This window comes from Microbacterium sp. LMI12-1-1.1 (genome assembly GCF_040676455.1).
GTDB lineage: Bacteria > Actinomycetota > Actinomycetes > Actinomycetales > Microbacteriaceae > Microbacterium.
On the sequence record NZ_JBEGIA010000001.1, the window covers coordinates 1,334,860 to 1,351,086 of the forward strand.

General features: G+C 71.7%; 11 protein-coding genes. 7 read left to right on the forward strand and 4 right to left on the reverse strand.

Annotated features, from left to right (window positions below; genetic code table 11):
- The first annotated feature begins 29 nt into the window (after positions 1-29).
- Both MRBLMI12_RS06355 and galE read left to right on the forward strand, forming a co-directional pair.
- Positions 30-731 (forward strand): ThuA domain-containing protein, encoded by a 702-nt coding sequence (locus tag MRBLMI12_RS06355; protein WP_363354887.1) that lies wholly within the window; start codon positions 30-32, stop codon positions 729-731.
- A gap of 267 nt (positions 732-998) precedes the next feature.
- Positions 999-1,976, forward strand: coding sequence for a UDP-glucose 4-epimerase GalE (gene galE, locus MRBLMI12_RS06360; RefSeq protein ID WP_363354889.1), 978 nt, complete (start codon positions 999-1,001; stop codon positions 1,974-1,976).
- Positions 1,977-2,361: 385 nt separating this feature from the next.
- On the opposite strand, the gene MRBLMI12_RS06365 is transcribed toward galE, so the two are convergent.
- Positions 2,362-3,354, reverse strand: coding sequence for a LacI family DNA-binding transcriptional regulator (locus MRBLMI12_RS06365; RefSeq protein WP_363354891.1), 993 nt, complete (start codon positions 3,352-3,354; stop codon positions 2,362-2,364).
- 117 nt (positions 3,355-3,471) lie between these two features.
- Between MRBLMI12_RS06365 and galT the strand changes: the two genes are divergently transcribed.
- The 3 genes from galT to MRBLMI12_RS06380 all read left to right on the forward strand — a co-directional run bounded on the left by galT (position 3,472) and on the right by MRBLMI12_RS06380 (position 7,086).
- Entirely contained in the window at positions 3,472-4,662 is a 1,191-nt protein-coding gene (galT, locus tag MRBLMI12_RS06370; protein WP_363355748.1) for a galactose-1-phosphate uridylyltransferase, read from the forward strand.
- Entirely contained in the window at positions 4,659-5,855 is a 1,197-nt protein-coding gene (galK, locus tag MRBLMI12_RS06375) for a galactokinase (RefSeq protein ID WP_363354893.1), read from the forward strand. Before galT ends, galK begins: the two co-directional genes overlap by 4 nt.
- A 388-nt stretch (positions 5,856-6,243) precedes the next feature.
- Complete coding sequence (locus MRBLMI12_RS06380; protein ID WP_363354895.1) at positions 6,244-7,086, forward strand: alpha/beta fold hydrolase; 843 nt, start codon at positions 6,244-6,246, stop codon at positions 7,084-7,086.
- A gap of 54 nt (positions 7,087-7,140) precedes the next feature.
- On the opposite strand, the gene MRBLMI12_RS06385 is transcribed toward MRBLMI12_RS06380, so the two are convergent.
- From MRBLMI12_RS06385 to MRBLMI12_RS06395, 3 genes are all read right to left on the reverse strand, one after another.
- Positions 7,141-10,008 carry a lamin tail domain-containing protein gene (locus tag MRBLMI12_RS06385; protein ID WP_363354897.1) on the reverse strand — a complete coding sequence of 956 codons (2,868 nt, stop codon included), beginning with the start codon at positions 10,006-10,008 and terminating at the stop codon, positions 7,141-7,143.
- A 243-nt stretch (positions 10,009-10,251) separates the two neighbouring features.
- Positions 10,252-12,540 carry a glycoside hydrolase family 3 C-terminal domain-containing protein gene (locus MRBLMI12_RS06390; RefSeq protein ID WP_363354899.1) on the reverse strand — a complete coding sequence of 763 codons (2,289 nt, stop codon included), beginning with the start codon at positions 12,538-12,540 and terminating at the stop codon, positions 10,252-10,254.
- A gap of 41 nt (positions 12,541-12,581) precedes the next feature.
- Positions 12,582-13,883 (reverse strand): MFS transporter, encoded by a 1,302-nt coding sequence (locus MRBLMI12_RS06395; protein WP_363354901.1) that lies wholly within the window; start codon positions 13,881-13,883, stop codon positions 12,582-12,584.
- Between the two features lie 108 nt (positions 13,884-13,991).
- On the opposite strand from MRBLMI12_RS06395, the gene MRBLMI12_RS06400 reads away from it, so the two are divergent.
- On the forward strand, positions 13,992-14,630 hold the full coding sequence (locus MRBLMI12_RS06400; RefSeq protein ID WP_363354903.1) for a TetR/AcrR family transcriptional regulator: 639 nt from the start codon (positions 13,992-13,994) through the stop codon (positions 14,628-14,630).
- Complete coding sequence (locus MRBLMI12_RS06405) at positions 14,627-16,183, forward strand: carboxylesterase/lipase family protein (protein ID WP_363354905.1); 1,557 nt, start codon at positions 14,627-14,629, stop codon at positions 16,181-16,183. Before MRBLMI12_RS06400 ends, MRBLMI12_RS06405 begins: the two co-directional genes overlap by 4 nt.
- Positions 16,184-16,227: the final 44 nt, after the last annotated feature.

Below are 16,227 nucleotides of genomic sequence, written 5' to 3' on the forward strand. Positions count from 1 at the left end.
CCGAGCGGGAAAGCGTTATCCTGCAGAACATGGTATCCATGGACCAGCCGGAAGCCGAGCCCGCACCGCCACGCGCGGTCATCGCCACCGGAACCGGCCGCTACGGCGACCCCTGGCATCCGTTCCCCGCCACCTCCGCACGCATCGCGGCTGCGCTGCGCTCCGACGGCTGGGACGTCACGGTCGATGACGATGTCGACCACGCTCTCGCCCACCTCGAGGGCATCGACCTGCTCATCGTCAACGCGGGCGACCCCTGGCGCGAGGGCGGCACCGAGCTCAGCCACTGCGCCGATCCCGCCGCCGACGCCGGCCTGCGAGCCGCGATCGCGCGCGGCATCGGGCTCATCGCCATCCACGCAGCGCTGTCGACCCTGCGCGATCATCCGGCCTGGCGCGAGGCGATCGGCGGCGAATGGCAGCCGGGTCTGTCGTGGCATCCGCCGGTCGGCGACGCGCGCGTCAGGATCGTCGACGGCGATCACCCTGTGACCGAGGGGATGCCGCCGATCGACGTCTTCGACGAGCGCTACAGCGATCTCGTGGTCGACGACGGTGCGCGCGTGCTCGCCGTGCATGACGTCGACGGCGTCGAGCATCCCGCGGTCTGGGTGCGCGAGCAGCCGACCCGGGCGGTCGTGTCATCGCTCGGTCACGATGCGCGCGCGTTCGATGCCCCTGCCCATGTGGCGCTGCTGCAGCGCGCGGGGCGCTGGGCCGCCCGGGTCTGACACCTGCCGCCGGAAGACCTGCCACCGCACGCCCTGGACAGGTCAACCGCGCTTCCACTTACGCCCTGGACAGGTCAACCGCGCTTCCACAGGAGAGTGAAAGGAGTCAACCTCCTGTGGAAGGCCGGTTGACCTGTTCGGACGCGGGGCCACCGCATCCACCTCCCCCCCCGGGTACCCGACAGGGACGCCGCACCGGAGCGGGCAGAATGGGATGCGACGCCGCTCGGCGAACCGACCGCAGCTGAATCCGACCAACGGAGTGACATGACCTGGCTCGTGACCGGAGGTGCCGGCTACATCGGCGCCCACATCGTCCGCGCGCTCGCCGACGCGGGCCTCTCGCCCGTCGTCATCGACGACCTCTCGAGCGGACACGCCGGCTTCGTGCCCGAGGGCGTGCCGTTCGTCACGGGCTCGATCCTCGACGCCGACCTCGTCGAGCGCACGCTCCGCGAGCACCGGGTCGAGGGCGTCATCCACCTCGCCGGCTTCAAGTACGCCGGCGTCTCGGTGCAGCGCCCGCTGCACACCTACGCGCAGAACGTCGAAGGCACGCGGGCGCTCCTCGCCGCGATGCAGGCGGCGGATGTCGCCCACCTGGTGTTCTCGTCGTCGGCCGCCGTCTACGGCACGCCCGACGTCCCGCTCGTGACCGAGGACCTGCCCAAGCGCCCGGCATCGCCGTACGGCGAGTCCAAGCTCATCGGCGAGTGGCTCATCCGCGACCAGGCGATCGCCACCGCCGCGTCGGAGCACGCGCTGCGCTACACCGCGCTGCGCTACTTCAACGTCGTCGGTTCCGGCGACCCTGCCGTCTACGACACCAGCCCGCACAACCTGTTCCCGCTGGTCTTCGAGGCGCTCATCGAGGGCCGCACCCCGCGCATCAACGGCGACGACTACGACACCCCCGACGGCACCAACGTGCGCGACTACGTCCACGTCGCCGACATCGCCGCCGCCCATGTCGCCGCTGCCCAGCGCCTGCTCGCGAACCGGCCGATCGAGCCTGCGTACAACCTCGGCTCGCAGAACGGGCTGAGCGTGCGCGAGATCATGGACGCCATGGCGCGGGTCACGGGTATCGGCTTCACGCCCGAGATCGCGCCCCGCCGGCCGGGCGACCCCGACCGCATCGTCGCGACCGGCGAGCTCGCCGCCCGGGACCTCGACTGGAAGAACCGCTACACCGTCGACGAGATGGTGCGGAGCGGCTGGGAAGCCCGCCGGGCCCACAGCTGACGTCCGCCCTTCGCCCCGCCGTCACACGTGCGCGCGGCCGCGACGCGCTCGGGTGTCACGACACGCCGCAACGACCTCGCGGATGCCGCACATCGCGACCCCGGAACACTTGCACGGAGCAGCGAGCGCGCAGGACGGGTTCGGGGGGGACGACACGCCGTAACGACCTCGCGGATGCCACACTTCGTGACACCCGAACGACGAGCGCGAGGCCTCGGGGGGCACGACACGCCGCAACGACTCCGCGGACGCCGCACATCGCGACCCCCCAACGACGAGCGCGAGGCCTCGGGTGTCACGACACGCCGCAACGACCCCGCGGATGCCGCACTTCGTGACACCCGAACGGCAATCGCGGACCCGCAGGTGGCGCGCGGAGGCGAACTCAGCGGGCGGGCGCGGTGCTCGCCCGCACCACGAGCCGCGTCGGCACCGTCTCGAACGCGGCGGGAGCGCCGGCCTCGATGCCCTCGACGAGCGCCGCGACCGCGCGCGATCCGAGCGCGTCGAAGTCCTGGCGCACCGTGGTGAGCGGCGGGCGGTAGTCGGCGGCATCCGCAACGTCGTCGAAGCCGACGACACTCACGTCCGCCGGCACCGCGCTGCCTGCCTCGGCGAATGCGCGGAGCAGGCCGAGCGCCATCTGGTCGTTGGCCGCGAAGACGGCGGTCGCACCGCCATCGAGGAGAGCGGATGCCGCGGCGAAGCCCGACGCGGAGGTCCAGTCGCCGCGCACCACCGTCGGCACCGGCGCCCGGGCTGCGGCGAGCGCCTCGCGCCAGCCCCGCTCGCGCTCGGCGGCGGCGAACGAGCCCGCCGGTCCTGCCAGATGGTGGACCGTCTCGTGCCCTAGGTCGAGGAGGTGGCTCACGGCCAGCCGCGCGCCGCCCGAGTGGTCGGTCTCGATGACACCGAAGCGGTCGTCGCGCGGCGAGTCCACGACCACCAGCGTCAGTCCCGCCGCGCGGAGGTCGGCCTCACGCACGCGCTCGGTCGCCTCGTTCAGCACGATCGCACCGTCGACGCCCTGGTCGGACAGACGCTCGAAGGCGGCCGACACGTCGCCGTCGGCGCCGAGCGTCACGACGGTGAGGGCATAGCCGCGGGCGGCCGCGGCATCCGCCACCGCCTGCAGCATGCGGGAGTTGCCGACCGAGGCGAGGGTCGAGACGACCAGGCCGATGGTCTGGGTGCGTCCGGTGCGGAGTGCCCGGGCCGCGCGATGCGGACGGTAGCCGAGCTCCGACATCGCCGACTCGACCCGCGTGCGGGTCTCGGGATCGACCCGCGGGCTCGCATTGACCACACGCGACACCGTCTGCCCCGAGACGCCGGCGCGCGCGGCGACGTCCGCCATCGATACCCGCCTGGTCGTCATGCGCCACCCCTCCTCGACGCGGATGCCGAGCGAAGCGTGGGCTGCGGCATCCGTGTTCTCCGACCGATGTTGACGCTAACATAGCTGACTTGCTACCGTGTTGACGTGAACACGCCTCTGGACGACCCTGCGACGTCTGCCCGCGAGCTCCCGGGCGAGGCGCTCGGCGCCGGTGTCGTCAAGCGCCCGACCCGGCTCGCCGACGGCCGCGACCTCATCTACTACGACGACCCCGGCACGACGCTCGGCCCGGAACGCGCCGTCGACGCACGCGAGCTCGGCCCCCGGCCCGAGACGGCCACCATGCGTCGCGACGTGCTCACCGGCGACTGGGTCTCGATCGCGGCGGCACGCCAGAACCGCGCATTCCTGCCGCCGGCCGAGCTCGACCCGCTCGCACCGCAGACGCCGACGAACCCGTCCGAGATCCCGTCGCGCTACGACGTCGCCGTGTTCGAGAACAAGTCGCCGTCGTTCGGTCCTGCGCTCGCGGAAGCCCACGGCGACGCCCCGGCCGGTTCGGACGCGCCCCGCGACCTCGACGACCTCGTCGCCCCCGGCCTCGGCCGCACGCGCACGAGCGTCGGCCGCTGCGAGGTCGTCTGCTTCAGCCCCGAGCACTCCGGCTCGTTCGGCTCCCTCTCCCGCACCCGCGCCCGCACGGTCATCGAGGCGTGGGCCGACCGCACGGCCGCGCTGTCGGTCCTCCCGGGCATCGAGCAGGTCTTCCCGTTCGAGAACCGCGGCGAGGCGATCGGCGTCACCCTCCCCCACCCGCACGGGCAGATCTACGCGTACCCGTACATCACGCCGCGCACGACGAGCCTGCTCGCATCGATCGACCGCGAAGGTCCCGACCTCTTCGAGCGCATCCTCGCGTTCGAGCGCGCCGGCGAGCGCGTGATCCTCGAGGGCAAGCACTGGACGGCGTTCGTGCCGTTCGCCGCGCGCTGGCCCATCGAGATCCACCTGCTGCCGCACCGCCACGTCGCCGACTTCGCCGCCACGACGGATGCCGAGCGCGACGAGCTCGCCCCGCTCTATCTGCGCCTGCTCCGTGGCGTGGACGCCCTCTACGGCTCGCCCACGCCGTACATCGCGGCCTGGCACCAGGCTCCGGTGCACCGTGGTCGCGACACCGCGCGCCTGCACCTGCAGCTCACGTCGCCGCGCCGCGCGGCCGACAAGCTCAAGTTCCTCGCCGGATCCGAGGCCGCCATGGGCGCCTGGATCGGCGACATCCCGCCCGAGTCGGCCGCCGCGAAGCTGCGCGAGGCCGTCGCATCCATCCCCGAGGAGACCCTGTGACCGCCACCGACACCCGCGCCGCCGCGTCCGCCCGGGCGCTCTTCGCAGAACGGTTCGGCGCCGAGCCGGTCGGCACCTGGTCGGCACCGGGGCGCGTGAACCTCATCGGCGAGCACACCGACTACAACGACGGCTTCGTGCTGCCCTTCGCCATCCAGCACCGCACGCATGTCGCGCTCGCCCCTCGCTCCGACGGGGTCTTCCGCGTGCGGGTCGCCTCGACCTTCGACGACACGACGGCCGAGGTCGCGCTCGACGAGCTCGGCGCCCTCTTCCCCGAGCGGCGCGAGGCCGTCCCGGAGTGGGCCCGCTACCCGCTGGGGGTCGCGTGGGCGCTGCTCGCGGCATCCGGAACCGACCCGTCGACCGTCCCCGGCGTCGACCTCGCCTTCGCCTCCGACGTGCCCGTGGGCGCGGGGCTGTCGTCGTCGGCGGCGATCGAGGGCGCGACTGCCGTCGCCCTCGCCGACGCGTGGGGAATCAGCCTCGACCGCGTCGCGCTGGCGAAGGTCGGCCGCCGCGCCGAGAACGAGGCCGTCGGCGCGCCCACCGGCATCATGGACCAGATGGCGGCGCTCCTCGGCCGCGCCGACGCCGCGATCTTCCTCGATTGCCGCTCGCTCGACGCCCAGGTGATCGACCTCGGATTCGCGGATGCCGGACTCGAGCTCGTCGTCATCGACACCGGCGTGAAGCACTCGCACGCGACCGGCGGCTACGGAGAGCGCCGGGCGGCCTGCGAGCGCGGAGCCGCAGCGCTCGGGGTTCCCGCCCTGCGCGACGTGACCCTCGACGACCTGCCGCGCCTGGCCGAGATCGTCGACGACGTGACCTTCCGCCGGGTGCGCCACGTCGTCACCGAGGACCAGCGCGTACTCGACACCGTGCACACCATCCGCGAGCAGGGCCCGACCGCGATCGGCGACCTCCTCGTCGCGTCGCACGCCTCGATGCGCGACGACTTCGAGATCTCGGTGCCCGAGCTCGACACCGCGGTGGAGGCGGCGCTGTCCGCCGGCGCCATCGGCGCCCGCATGACGGGCGGCGGCTTCGGCGGCGCCGCGATCGCCCTGGTCGCCCGCGATCGGGTGCAGGCCGTGACGGATGCCGCCACCGCCGCCTTCGCATCGGCCGGCTTCGCCGCCCCCACGATCTTCACCGTGACCCCGTCCGCCGGCGCCGCCCGCGACTGACCCCGGCGCCCCTCGCCCCTCCCGCCGCGCGCCCCGCGCCCCTCGCCCCTTCGTCCCGCGCCTTTTCGTCCTGCCCGCCGCGCGCCGCGCGCCCCGCGCCGACGCGCCCCTCGCCCCTTCGTCCCGCGCCTTTTCGTCCTGCCCGCCGCGCGCCCCCGCCCTTCGCCTCTTCGTCCCGCGCCGCCGCGCGCCACGCGTTCGTCGTCCCGGCCCCCTGTTCACTTGCGCTGAACGTACGCCGATTCCACGTGGGAGCGTACGTTCAGCGCAAGTGAACGTTGGGGGAAGGGGCGACGCACGGCGCGCAAGGTGTGGCGGGAATGGATCGGGGCGCTCTAGCGTCGAACCTGGTGCGCGGGCATCCGATCCGCGCACGTAAGGAGCGATCGTGGCGTACATCACCGTCGGAACCGAGAACTCGGTCGACATCGACCTCTACTACACCGACCAAGGACCGGCCGACGCGCAGCCCGTCGTACTGATCCACGGGTTCCCCCTGAACGGCGAGTCGTGGGGCAAGCAGCAGGCGGCGCTGCTGGATGCCGGCTACCGCGTGATCGCGTACGACCGCCGTGGCTTCGGCGCATCGACCAAGGCCGGCGCGGGCTACGACTACGACACGTTCGCGGCCGACCTCCACGCCCTGATCGAGGACCTGGACCTGCGCGACGCCGTCCTCGTGGGCTTCTCGATGGGCACCGGCGAGATCGCCCGCTACCTGTCGCGCTACGGCAGCGGTCGCATCGCGAAGGCGGCGTTCCTCGGCTCTCTCGAGCCGTACCTGCTCAAGACCGAGGACAACCAGGGCGGCGCCGGCCCCCAGGAGTTCTTCGACGGCATCGCGCAGTCCGTGCGCGACGACCGATACGCGTTCATGGCCGGCTTCTTCAAGGACTTCTACAACCTCGACGACAACCTCGGCACGCGCATCTCGCAGGAGGCACTGGAGGGCAGCGCGCAGATCGCGAACCTCGCCGGCAACACCGCGGTCGCCGCGGCGCCGCTGACGTGGCCGACCGACTTCCGCGCCGACATTCCGGCCATCGACGTGCCGACGCTCATCCTCCACGGCACCGCCGACAACATCCTGCCGATCGACGTGACCGGGCGGCGGTTCAAGGACCTCCTGCCCGATGCGACCTACGTCGAGCTCGAGGGTGCCCCGCACGGCCTGCTGTGGACCCACGGCGCCGAGGTGAACGAGGCGCTCCTGGCCTTCCTCAACAGCTGATCCCTCACGCGACGATGCCCCGGCACCAGGTGCCGGGGCATCGTCGTTCTCGTGTCAGGCGTGCGCGCGGCGGCGGCGCAGCACGACCGTGAGAACGCCCGCGCCGATCAGCGCGGCGGCGAGCCCCGCAGTCGCGGCCAGCCCGGCACCGTCGGCGCCAGTCGCCGCCAGCGGCCCGGTCACGGTCACCTCGGTCCAGCCGATCACGTTGCCGTCGGCATCCAGGACGACCAGCCGATGCTCGCCCGGGGCGACGCCCGCCGGCAGGGTCACCGTCACCGTGCCCGCCGCGCTCACCACGTGGGCGCCGAGCGAGATCGGAGTGGAGTGCAGCCACACCGAGACGGTGTCGCCGGCGTACTGCGTGCCGACGAAGAGCGTCACCGTCTGCCCTGCCGCAGCCGTGGCCGGTGCGTCGACCGACCCACGCGTCGCGTCGGTGAGCTGTCCGTCAGACGCCGGCCCCGAGGTCGGGGGGCCCTGCGTCGGGGTCGGCGTCGGCGTCGGCTCTCCCGGTCCACCCGGCTCGTCCGTCGACGGGCACGGGAGCGTGCCCGCGCGCAGCGAGTGGCCGTCGGTGTCACCGTCGTCGGCCCACACGACCTCCTGGAAGCCGTCCGCGCACGTGGACGCCGGGGCGACGGCCATGCCTTCGTTGTTGAGATTCGGCATCCCGGCGGGGCGGGCGTACGAGTGCGCGACCTCGAAGTCTCCGTCGACGACGTCGAGGAGGTTGTAGACGCCGCCGCAGCTGTCGTCGCACAGGGCCCACAGCGCACCGCGATCCGCGTCGTAGGCGACGTCCATCGACCACGGGAAGCCGGAGCTCTCGACCTTCACCTCGACGGGCGCGGTGCCGGCGGCGAGGGAGAAGAAGTGCAGCGCGCCGGTGGCCTCCACCGCCGTCACGAACAGCCCGGGAGTGGCGTAGTCCGCCGCCGCGTAGGCGATGCCGTCGACCTCGAAGCCGGATGAGACCAGGAACGCGTCGGGCACGTAGGTGATGCCTTCGAGTCCGAGGTTGGTGCCGGTCGTGACGAACTCGTTCACATCCCACTCCTGCGTCGGGACGAGCTCCGAGGTCGTCGCCGTCACGGCGCTCACATCGAACCGGGCGATCATGTTCGACGACGTGTCCTTCGCGCGCCCGTTGTCGCGCTCCGAGGTGATGTAGACCGCGCCGTCGGGGGCGATCGTGACGCCCTCAGCGTCCAGTTCGCCCCCGCCGTCCGCGAAGCGGAGCGGGATGCCGCCGACCCACTCGGGGAACGACTCGTAGACACCGTTCACCGCGTGCATCTTGAATAGGCGGCCCTTGTTCATCACGACCCAGAGGATGCTCGGATCGGCGGGGTCGAACGCCGCGCCTGACACGTCGCCCTCATCGTTCGCGTCGAGATCGGTGAAGGCGTCGACCGCGTCGACGACCGACACCGTGGCGGCGCCCGGCCAGGTCTCGGTGCTCAAGCCCGGGCAGGCGTTCGCCGCACCCCAGGTCGCGGTCGGCGTCTCGACATACGAGACGGTCCCGAACAGATCGCAGCGGCTGTAGGACGCGATGCCGTCCTCGTACCAGGTGTGCGCGATCACGCTCGCGCCGTCTTCCGCGCGGCGGATGGTGAGCGCGTCGGCGCTGTCGAGCCCGGCGATGTCGTCCGCGACGTAGAACGCGCCGGCCGCGAGCACGGTGCCGGCGGGAACGGTGTGGACCACGGCATCCTGCGCATCCCGCAGCTCCCAGCCCGAGATGTCCACCGACCCCGACCCGGTGTTGAGCAGCTCGGCCTTTCCGTCGACGTTCGAGACCTCGTTGAGGACGACCGGCGTATCCAGACGGCGGGACTTCGTCGCGCACGACGAGGTGTTGTCCTGCCCGAAACTGTTCTCGGTCACGCGCCAGAACTCGTCGGACGCGTCCGGGCAGGCCGCGAAGGCACGCGCATCGGAGTCGTACGTGTCGGATACACCGGCGTCGCCGTCGCCGTATGCCTGCTCGTCGACGAGCTGGCGCGTCGCCGCGTCAGCGCCCGGGCCGTAGATCTTGACGGCATCGCCCTCTCCCGAGAGGCCCTTCTTCGAGGAGAATGCGACATACCCGCCGGCGGGGATGATCCATGAGCCGGCCGGTTCGAGCGAGTCGCCGTCCCAGGTCGTGAGATCCGCCAGGGTCAGCGGCGACGCGCCTGTGGCCGCACCGCTGTCGGTCTGGTACCAGCCTTCGATCGTGACGTCGTGCGTGCCGGTGTTGACCAGTTCGACGGCGTCGCCGAAGCCCGGGTTGCCCGGGTCGTCGTCATTGAGCGAGGCGATCTCGTTGATCTCGATGTCGTCCCAGTTCGGGTCCAGTGCCGGCGCCGGCGGCGGCGTCGTCGTCCCGCACACGTTGGCGGCGCCCGGGGTCGGCGTGGTCGCCTGGAAGTCGCCGGTGCCGTCGGCGCAGCGACCCCACGAGGTGGCGTGGGTGCCGGCCGGCCACGTGGTGGTGTCGACGAGCGTCGTCGCGTCGGGGAGGTAGAGGTTCGCCTCGTCGCCCTTGCCGAGCCCGGCCGCGGTGTAATCGAGCTTCAGGAAGCCGCCGGGCTGGAGCGTGGTCCCGGCCGCGATCGACTGCAGGTGGGTGGCGTCGGTGAGGCGGGCGTTGTCGGCGAGCAGCCAGCCCGAGAGGTCGACGGTGCTGCTGCCGATGTTGGTGAGCTCGATCCAGTCGCCGGGGTCGGAGTTGACCTCGTTGATCACGATCGCAGCACCGGCGCTCGTCGGCTCGAGACCGACGACGGCGGCCTCGATCTCACTCACGATCGCGGGGGGCTCGACCGCGAAGGCCGCCGGTGCCACCAGGACCGGAACGGCCGCGAGCGAGGCCACGGCCGCGACGGCGACGAGGGCGCGCACACGCGCGTGGGAAGACGGATGAGATCGCATCGGCGGTCACCTTCGACGAGGGGGTTCGGGTTCGGCCCAGCGTCTCGACGGTGTGCGAAGGGCTGGTGAACGCGCGGTGTCGTCGAACCGAACGGGCGGCCACCGGCTGGTGGGCGCCCGGCGCGGACGACGGATGCCCCGGCATCGTGCCTCCGCACCCGCGGCATGAGACACGCCGAGACGACGGATGCCCCGGCATCGCGCCCGCGCGGGGCTCGGTGCCGGGGCATCCTGTGGCGCGTGTCAGACCTGCTGCGGCGCGCCGCCGGCGTTCGCCATCGCGATGAGGCCGTCGATCATCTCGGCGCCGACCCCCTCGCCGTCGCCCGCGAGGGCGCCCATCATGCCGATGCGGCCGACCGGGAACGACTCCATCATCTTGGACATGTCGACGCCCTCGGGCATGATCGACGCCGCGCTGTCGCTGACGCCGCCGAGCATCTGGGCCATCGCGGCCTGCACGATCGGCCCGGCGATCGGGTGAGCCAGCACCTCGCCCATCGACGACGTGCGCGACAGCGGCAGCGTGAACGCGTCGCCGTCGACCGCCACCGACACGGACGAGCGGATGTCGCGGCTCGACGCCGCGATGTCGACCGCGTACTCGCCGCCCTCGACCACCCAGCGGTCGGCGCGGACGTCCCAGTAGGCGAGATCCTTGCGGCGCACCGTGAGCGTGACCACCTGGGTCTCGCCCGGCTCGAGCGCGACCGAGGCGAACGCCTTGAGCTCGCGCGGCGCACGCTGCACCGCCGAGTCCGCGAGCGATGTGTAGACCTGCACGACCTCGCGGCCGGCGCGATCGCCGGTGTTGGTGACGGCGACGGTCACCTCGACGTCGCCGTCCGCGTCGACGGCGGCCGCGGCATCCGCGTACGAGAACGTCGTATACGACAGTCCGTGGCCGAAGGGGAACCCTACCTCGAGACGGCGCGCGTCGTACCAGCGGTAGCCGACGAAGAGGCCCTCGCCGTAGCGGGTGTGCGAGAACTCGCCGGGGAAGTCGAGGAACGCCGGGGTGTCCTCGAGCCGCACCGGGATCGTCTCGGTCAGCTTGGCCGACGGATTGACGGCGCCGAACAGCACGTCGGCGGTCGCACCGCCGCCGGCCTGACCGAGCAGCCAGCCCTCCAGGATCGCCGGCACGCGGTCGGCGAACGGCAGCGCCACGACGCCGCCGTTCGAGAGCACCACGACGGTGTTCGCGTTCGCCGCGAGCACCGCGTCCAGCAGGGCGAGCTGCGCGGCGGGCAGGTCGATGTCGTCGCGGTCGTAGCCCTCGGACTCGAGACGGGCGGGCAGGCCCAGGAACACGACGGCCACGTCGGCAGCGGATGCCGCGGCCACCGCCTCCGCGCGCAGCGCCGCGGTCTCGTCGTCCGAGACGTCGAGCGCGTTGCTGAATCCCTGCGCGTAGGCGACCTCACCGGCGGCGAGCGCGCGGATCTCGTCGAGCGCGGTGTCGAGGCGCGTCGGGTTGATCATCGACGAACCGGCGCCCTGGTAGCGCGGCTTCGCGGCGAACTCGCCGATCACGGCGAGCCTCGCGTCCTTCGCCAGCGGCAGGATCCCGTCGTTCTTGAGGAGAACGATCGAGCGGCCGGCCGCCTCCCGCGCGAGCGCGTGGTGGGCATCGACGTCGAGCGGTCCCGCGATGGCGCCGGCACCGTCGGTCGCCTTGCGCACGAGGTCGAGCACACGCCCGGCCGCGACATCCACCACTGACTCGTCGAGCGAGCCGTCCTGCACCGCCGCGACGATCTGCGCGTCGGTGACGCCGTTCGATGACGGCATCTCGAGGTCCATGCCGGCGGCGAGGCCCGGCACGCGCTCGTTGACCGCGCCCCAGTCCGAGACCACGAGACCCTCGAAGCCCCACTCGTCGCGCAGCACCTGGGTGAGCAGCCACGGGTCCTCCGAGGCGTACACGCCGTTGATGCGGTTGTACGAGCACATCACGGTCCAGGGCTGGGCGTCCTCGACGACCCGCTGGAACCCGCGCAGGTAGATCTCCCGCAGCGGGCGCGGGTCGACGTCGGACGAGGACCGCATGCGGTCGTTCTCCTGGTTATTGGCCGCGAAGTGCTTGAGCGAGGTGCCCACGCCCTGCGACTGGATGCCGTTCACGATCGCGGCGCCCAGCACACCCGACACGATCGGGTCCTCGGAGAGGTACTCGAAGTTGCGGCCGCACAGCGGCGAGCGCTTGATGTTGATGCCGGGACCGAGCAGCACCGCGACGTTCTCGATCGACGTCTCGGCGCCCAGCGCCTCGCCGACGCGGTGGATGAGCTCGACGTCCCACGACGAGCCGAGGCCGACGGCCGGCGGGAAGCAGGTGGCGGGCACGCTGTCGCCGATGCCCAGGTGGTCACCGCCCTCGCGCTGCTTGCGCAGGCCGTGCGGGCCGTCTGTGACCATGATCGCGGGCACGCCCACCCGCTCGACGGGCTTGGTGTACCAGAAGCTCGCGCCGCTGGTCAGCGACGCCTTCTCTTCGAGGGTCAGTTCCGTGACATCGGGGATGCTCATGGAGTTCCTTTCTTCGGGGTGTCGAAGCCTGTGGCCGCGGCTCAGCGGACGGCCTTGATCGGCCAGACGGCCAGCGCGCCGAGGATGCCGAGCACGATGGCGACGGGGAAGAGGCCGGCATAGCCGAAGATCAGCACGATGGCACCGGCGACGCCGGGAGCCAGCGTCTGCGGCAGGGTCGCGGCGATGTTCACGACGCCGAGGTCCTTCGCGAACGACTTGGCCGACGGCAGCACCTCGCTCATGAGCGCCGTGTCGACGGCCTGGAACATGCCGAACCCGAAGCCGGCGATGAACGTCATGATCATCCAGGCGTTGAGGTCCTGCCAGACCCACGGCAGCAGGAACGCCAGGCTCACGACCGCGGCGGACGCGAACACGAAGGGCTTGCGGCGGCCGACCCTGTCGGAGAGCGGGCCCGACACGACGGTCGAGATCAGGATGCCGACGAGGCTCAGGAGTCCCAGCAGCGGGATGACCTGCTCGGGGCGCTCGACTCCGAAATAGTCGGTGAGCAGGAACAGCTGGTACCCGGTGACCGCGAAGTAGCCGGTGTACAGCAGCAGCCGGCCGGTGAACGCCCAGAAGAAGTCGGGGTGCTTGACGGGGTTGACCCAGAAGGTGCCGAGGAACTCCTTGAGCGAGAAGGGCTCGGCCTTCAGCTCGGTGCTCGGGTAGTCCGGGTTGAAGGCGACGAAGAGGGTGAGGATCACGAGGGCGAAGACGGCGAAGATGATGTAGCCCACGGCGATGCTGCTGTAGAAGAAGGATCCGACGATCGAGCCGCCGAGCGCGCCGACCATGAGGCCGATGCCCGACAACGCGGCGAACGTTCCGCGGCGCTTGAGCGGCACGCGGTCGGGCATGACGGCCGACAACGGCCCCTGCGCGACGTTGTAGCAGACCTGCACGAGCGTCCAGGCGACGATGATGCCGACGAGCGAGCTCGCGAAGGCGAGGCCGACGAGCGCGAGCGCGCCGGCGAGGGCGCCGAGCACGATCCAGGGCGCACGACGGCCGAAGCGCGTGCGCGTGCGGTCGGAGATCTGCCCGGCGATCGGCTGGGCCAGCATGGCCGCGAACGCGCCGATCGTCGCGACGATCGCGAGGTTGGCGACCTTGTTCTCCTCACCGAAGAGCACGGTGATCTGCTGTGGCAGGAGGATGCCGGGGACGGCGCCCCAGATGAGGAAGATCCCGAGGTTGGCGGGGATGATCCACGCCATCAGCCGCCGCAGGCCCTTGAGCGGGACGGGCGGATCGTCGTTTCCGGAGGCGGTGGCGACGAACGTGTTCTCGGTGATCGGTGCGACGGGGGCGGTGTACTCAGACGGCGCTGTCATGAACGGGTCCTTGCTTCGGGTGATGAGGGCTCGACGGTGAGCGCGCTCGGCAAAACCTTATGTCATTTGGTTTTGAGAAATCAAGCGATATTCGGGTTTACTTCTCCTATGACCGAGAGCGGTACCGGACGACGCGGCTCCTACGCCAAGGGCGTCGCGAAGCGGGAGGAGATCCTCACGCGCGCCCTCGACGTGATCGCCCGCGAGGGCTATCGCGGCGCGTCGGTGAAGGAGCTCGCGGATGCCGTGGGCCTCAGCCAGGCCGGACTCCTGCACTACTTCGACAGCAAGGAGGATCTCTTCACCGAGATCCTGCGCAAGCGCGACGAGATCGACTCGCTCGACCAGGGCCTGGGCGTCGATCTCGAGCACGGCGCCCCGCGGGCCGAGGACGCCGAGCAGGGCGACATCCGCGCGGGCTTTCTCGGCGTCATCAGCCACAACGCGGATGTCCCCGGCCTGGTGCATCTCTTCGCACGGCTGTCGGTCGACGCGGCGGATCCGGAGCACCCCGCGCACCAGTTCTTCCTGGCGCGCGGCGAGAACCTGCGCGGATTCTTCGCGGCGGCGATCGCCGCCCAGCAAGCGGCGGGCAGGCTCGACAGCCGCATCGAACCCGAGGCGCTCGCCCGCATCTTCCAGGCGGTCGCGGACGGCATGCAGCTGCAGTGGATGCTGGAGCCCGGCGTCGACATGGCCGCGACCGTCGGCGCCCTGTTCGACCTGCTCACCCCGGAGAAGCCATGAACCCCACGCCCTCGCCGGCAGCTGCCGGCACGTCGCCCGCAGTCTCCGCGCCTTCGAGCCCAGACACGGCGACGACGCGTTACGTGGAGGCCGACACCGTCACGGGAAGGGTTCGCGGCCTCTGGCGCGGCGAACCCGGATCGGGCGGATCGGCCGCGTTCCTCGGCATCCCGTTCGCGAAGCCCCCGGTCGGGGCACTGCGATTCGAGGCGCCCGTACCGCCCGAGCCATGGGAGGGTGTGCGGGACGCACTCGAGTTCGGTGCGACCGCGCAGCGCGGCGATGCGGGGATCACCCTCATTCCGGAGCCGTCCGTGCCCGGTGACGCGACGCTCAACGTCAACGTGTTCACGCCCGTTCCGGGCGTGGTGGATGCCGCGCTCCCTGTTCTCGTCTGGATCCACGGCGGGGGCTACGTCTCCGGGTCTCCGGCGAGCCCCTGGTACGACGGCCTCGCTTTCAACCGCGACGGCGTCGTCACGGTGACGATCTCGTATCGCCTCGGCTTCGACGGATTCGGGCACATCGACGGCGCACCGTCGAACCGTGGCGTGCGGGACTGGCTCGCCGCACTGCAGTGGGTGCAGGACAACATCGCGAGCTTCGGGGGCGACCCGTCGCACGTCACGATCGCGGGGCAGTCCGCCGGCGGAGGCGCGGTGCTCCGACTGCTCGCGATGCCCGCCGCGCAGCATCTGTTCCATTCGGTGTGGGCGCTGTCGGGCGCGCTGGCGGACGTCTCGTCCGAGCGTGCTCGCACCGCGTCGGCGAGGCTCGCTCGTCTCGCCGGCGTCGCGCCGACGCGCGAAGGCTTCGCCTCCGTACCGGAGGAGACGCTGCACGCCCTCCAGTCGAAGGCCGTCGAGCCCGAATCGGCCGATCGCCTCGCCGGCGTGCGAGGGCTGCTGGACGACGGGCTCTCGTGGGGTCCGATGATCGACGGCGACCTCGTCCCCGATCCCACGATCGCCGCGCTGCGCTCCGGCGCGGGGGCCGACAAGCCCCTCGTGCTCGGCACGACGGACGACGAGTTCACGATGGTGCTCGACTCGGCCCAGCGCAAGCTCCGGTTCATCCCCGCGGGCCTGGCGCTTGCGAAGCTCGACGTGCCCCGCGATCGCCGACGCGCCTACCTCACCGACAATGCGGCACAGCGCCGCAAGGGGACGGCAGCGGTCCTCGGCCGCTACGTCACCGACGTGGTCTTCCGCTCGACGGTCGTGAAGGTCGCCGACGCGCGCGGAGCCGCACCGACGTGGGTGTACCGCTTCTCCTGGCCCTCGCCGACCCGGCGGTGGGCGCTGCACTGCCTGGACGTGCCGTTCTGGTTCGACTGCCTCGACGAGCCTCATGTGGCCGCGATCGCCGGCGACGCTCCCCCGCGGCGACTCTCCGACGCGATCCACGGCGCCGCGGTCGCCCTCATCCGGGGCGACGCCCCCGGGTGGCGCGCCTGGTCGGACGCACCCGGGACGACACGCGTGTTCGGAGGCGCGGCATCCGCTCCCGATGTCATCGCCGACGGCTACCGCAGCGTCCGCGCCCTCGTCTGACCCGACGACTGCGCCCCGCACGGCAGACGAACTCCGCAGAATCG

Coding starts and splice junctions, on each gene's coding strand:
- MRBLMI12_RS06395 (WP_363354901.1), bottom strand. CDS start 13,883: ATGACAGCGCCGTCTGAGTACACCGCCCCCGTCGCACCGATCACCGAG.
- MRBLMI12_RS06405 (WP_363354905.1), top strand. CDS start 14,627: ATGAACCCCACGCCCTCGCCGGCAGCTGCCGGCACGTCGCCCGCAGTC.
- galE (WP_363354889.1), top strand. CDS start 999: ATGACCTGGCTCGTGACCGGAGGTGCCGGCTACATCGGCGCCCACATC.
- MRBLMI12_RS06365 (WP_363354891.1), bottom strand. CDS start 3,354: ATGACGACCAGGCGGGTATCGATGGCGGACGTCGCCGCGCGCGCCGGC.
- MRBLMI12_RS06385 (WP_363354897.1), bottom strand. CDS start 10,008: ATGCGATCTCATCCGTCTTCCCACGCGCGTGTGCGCGCCCTCGTCGCC.
- MRBLMI12_RS06390 (WP_363354899.1), bottom strand. CDS start 12,540: ATGAGCATCCCCGATGTCACGGAACTGACCCTCGAAGAGAAGGCGTCG.
- MRBLMI12_RS06400 (WP_363354903.1), top strand. CDS start 13,992: ATGACCGAGAGCGGTACCGGACGACGCGGCTCCTACGCCAAGGGCGTC.
- MRBLMI12_RS06355 (WP_363354887.1), top strand. CDS start 30: ATGGTATCCATGGACCAGCCGGAAGCCGAGCCCGCACCGCCACGCGCG.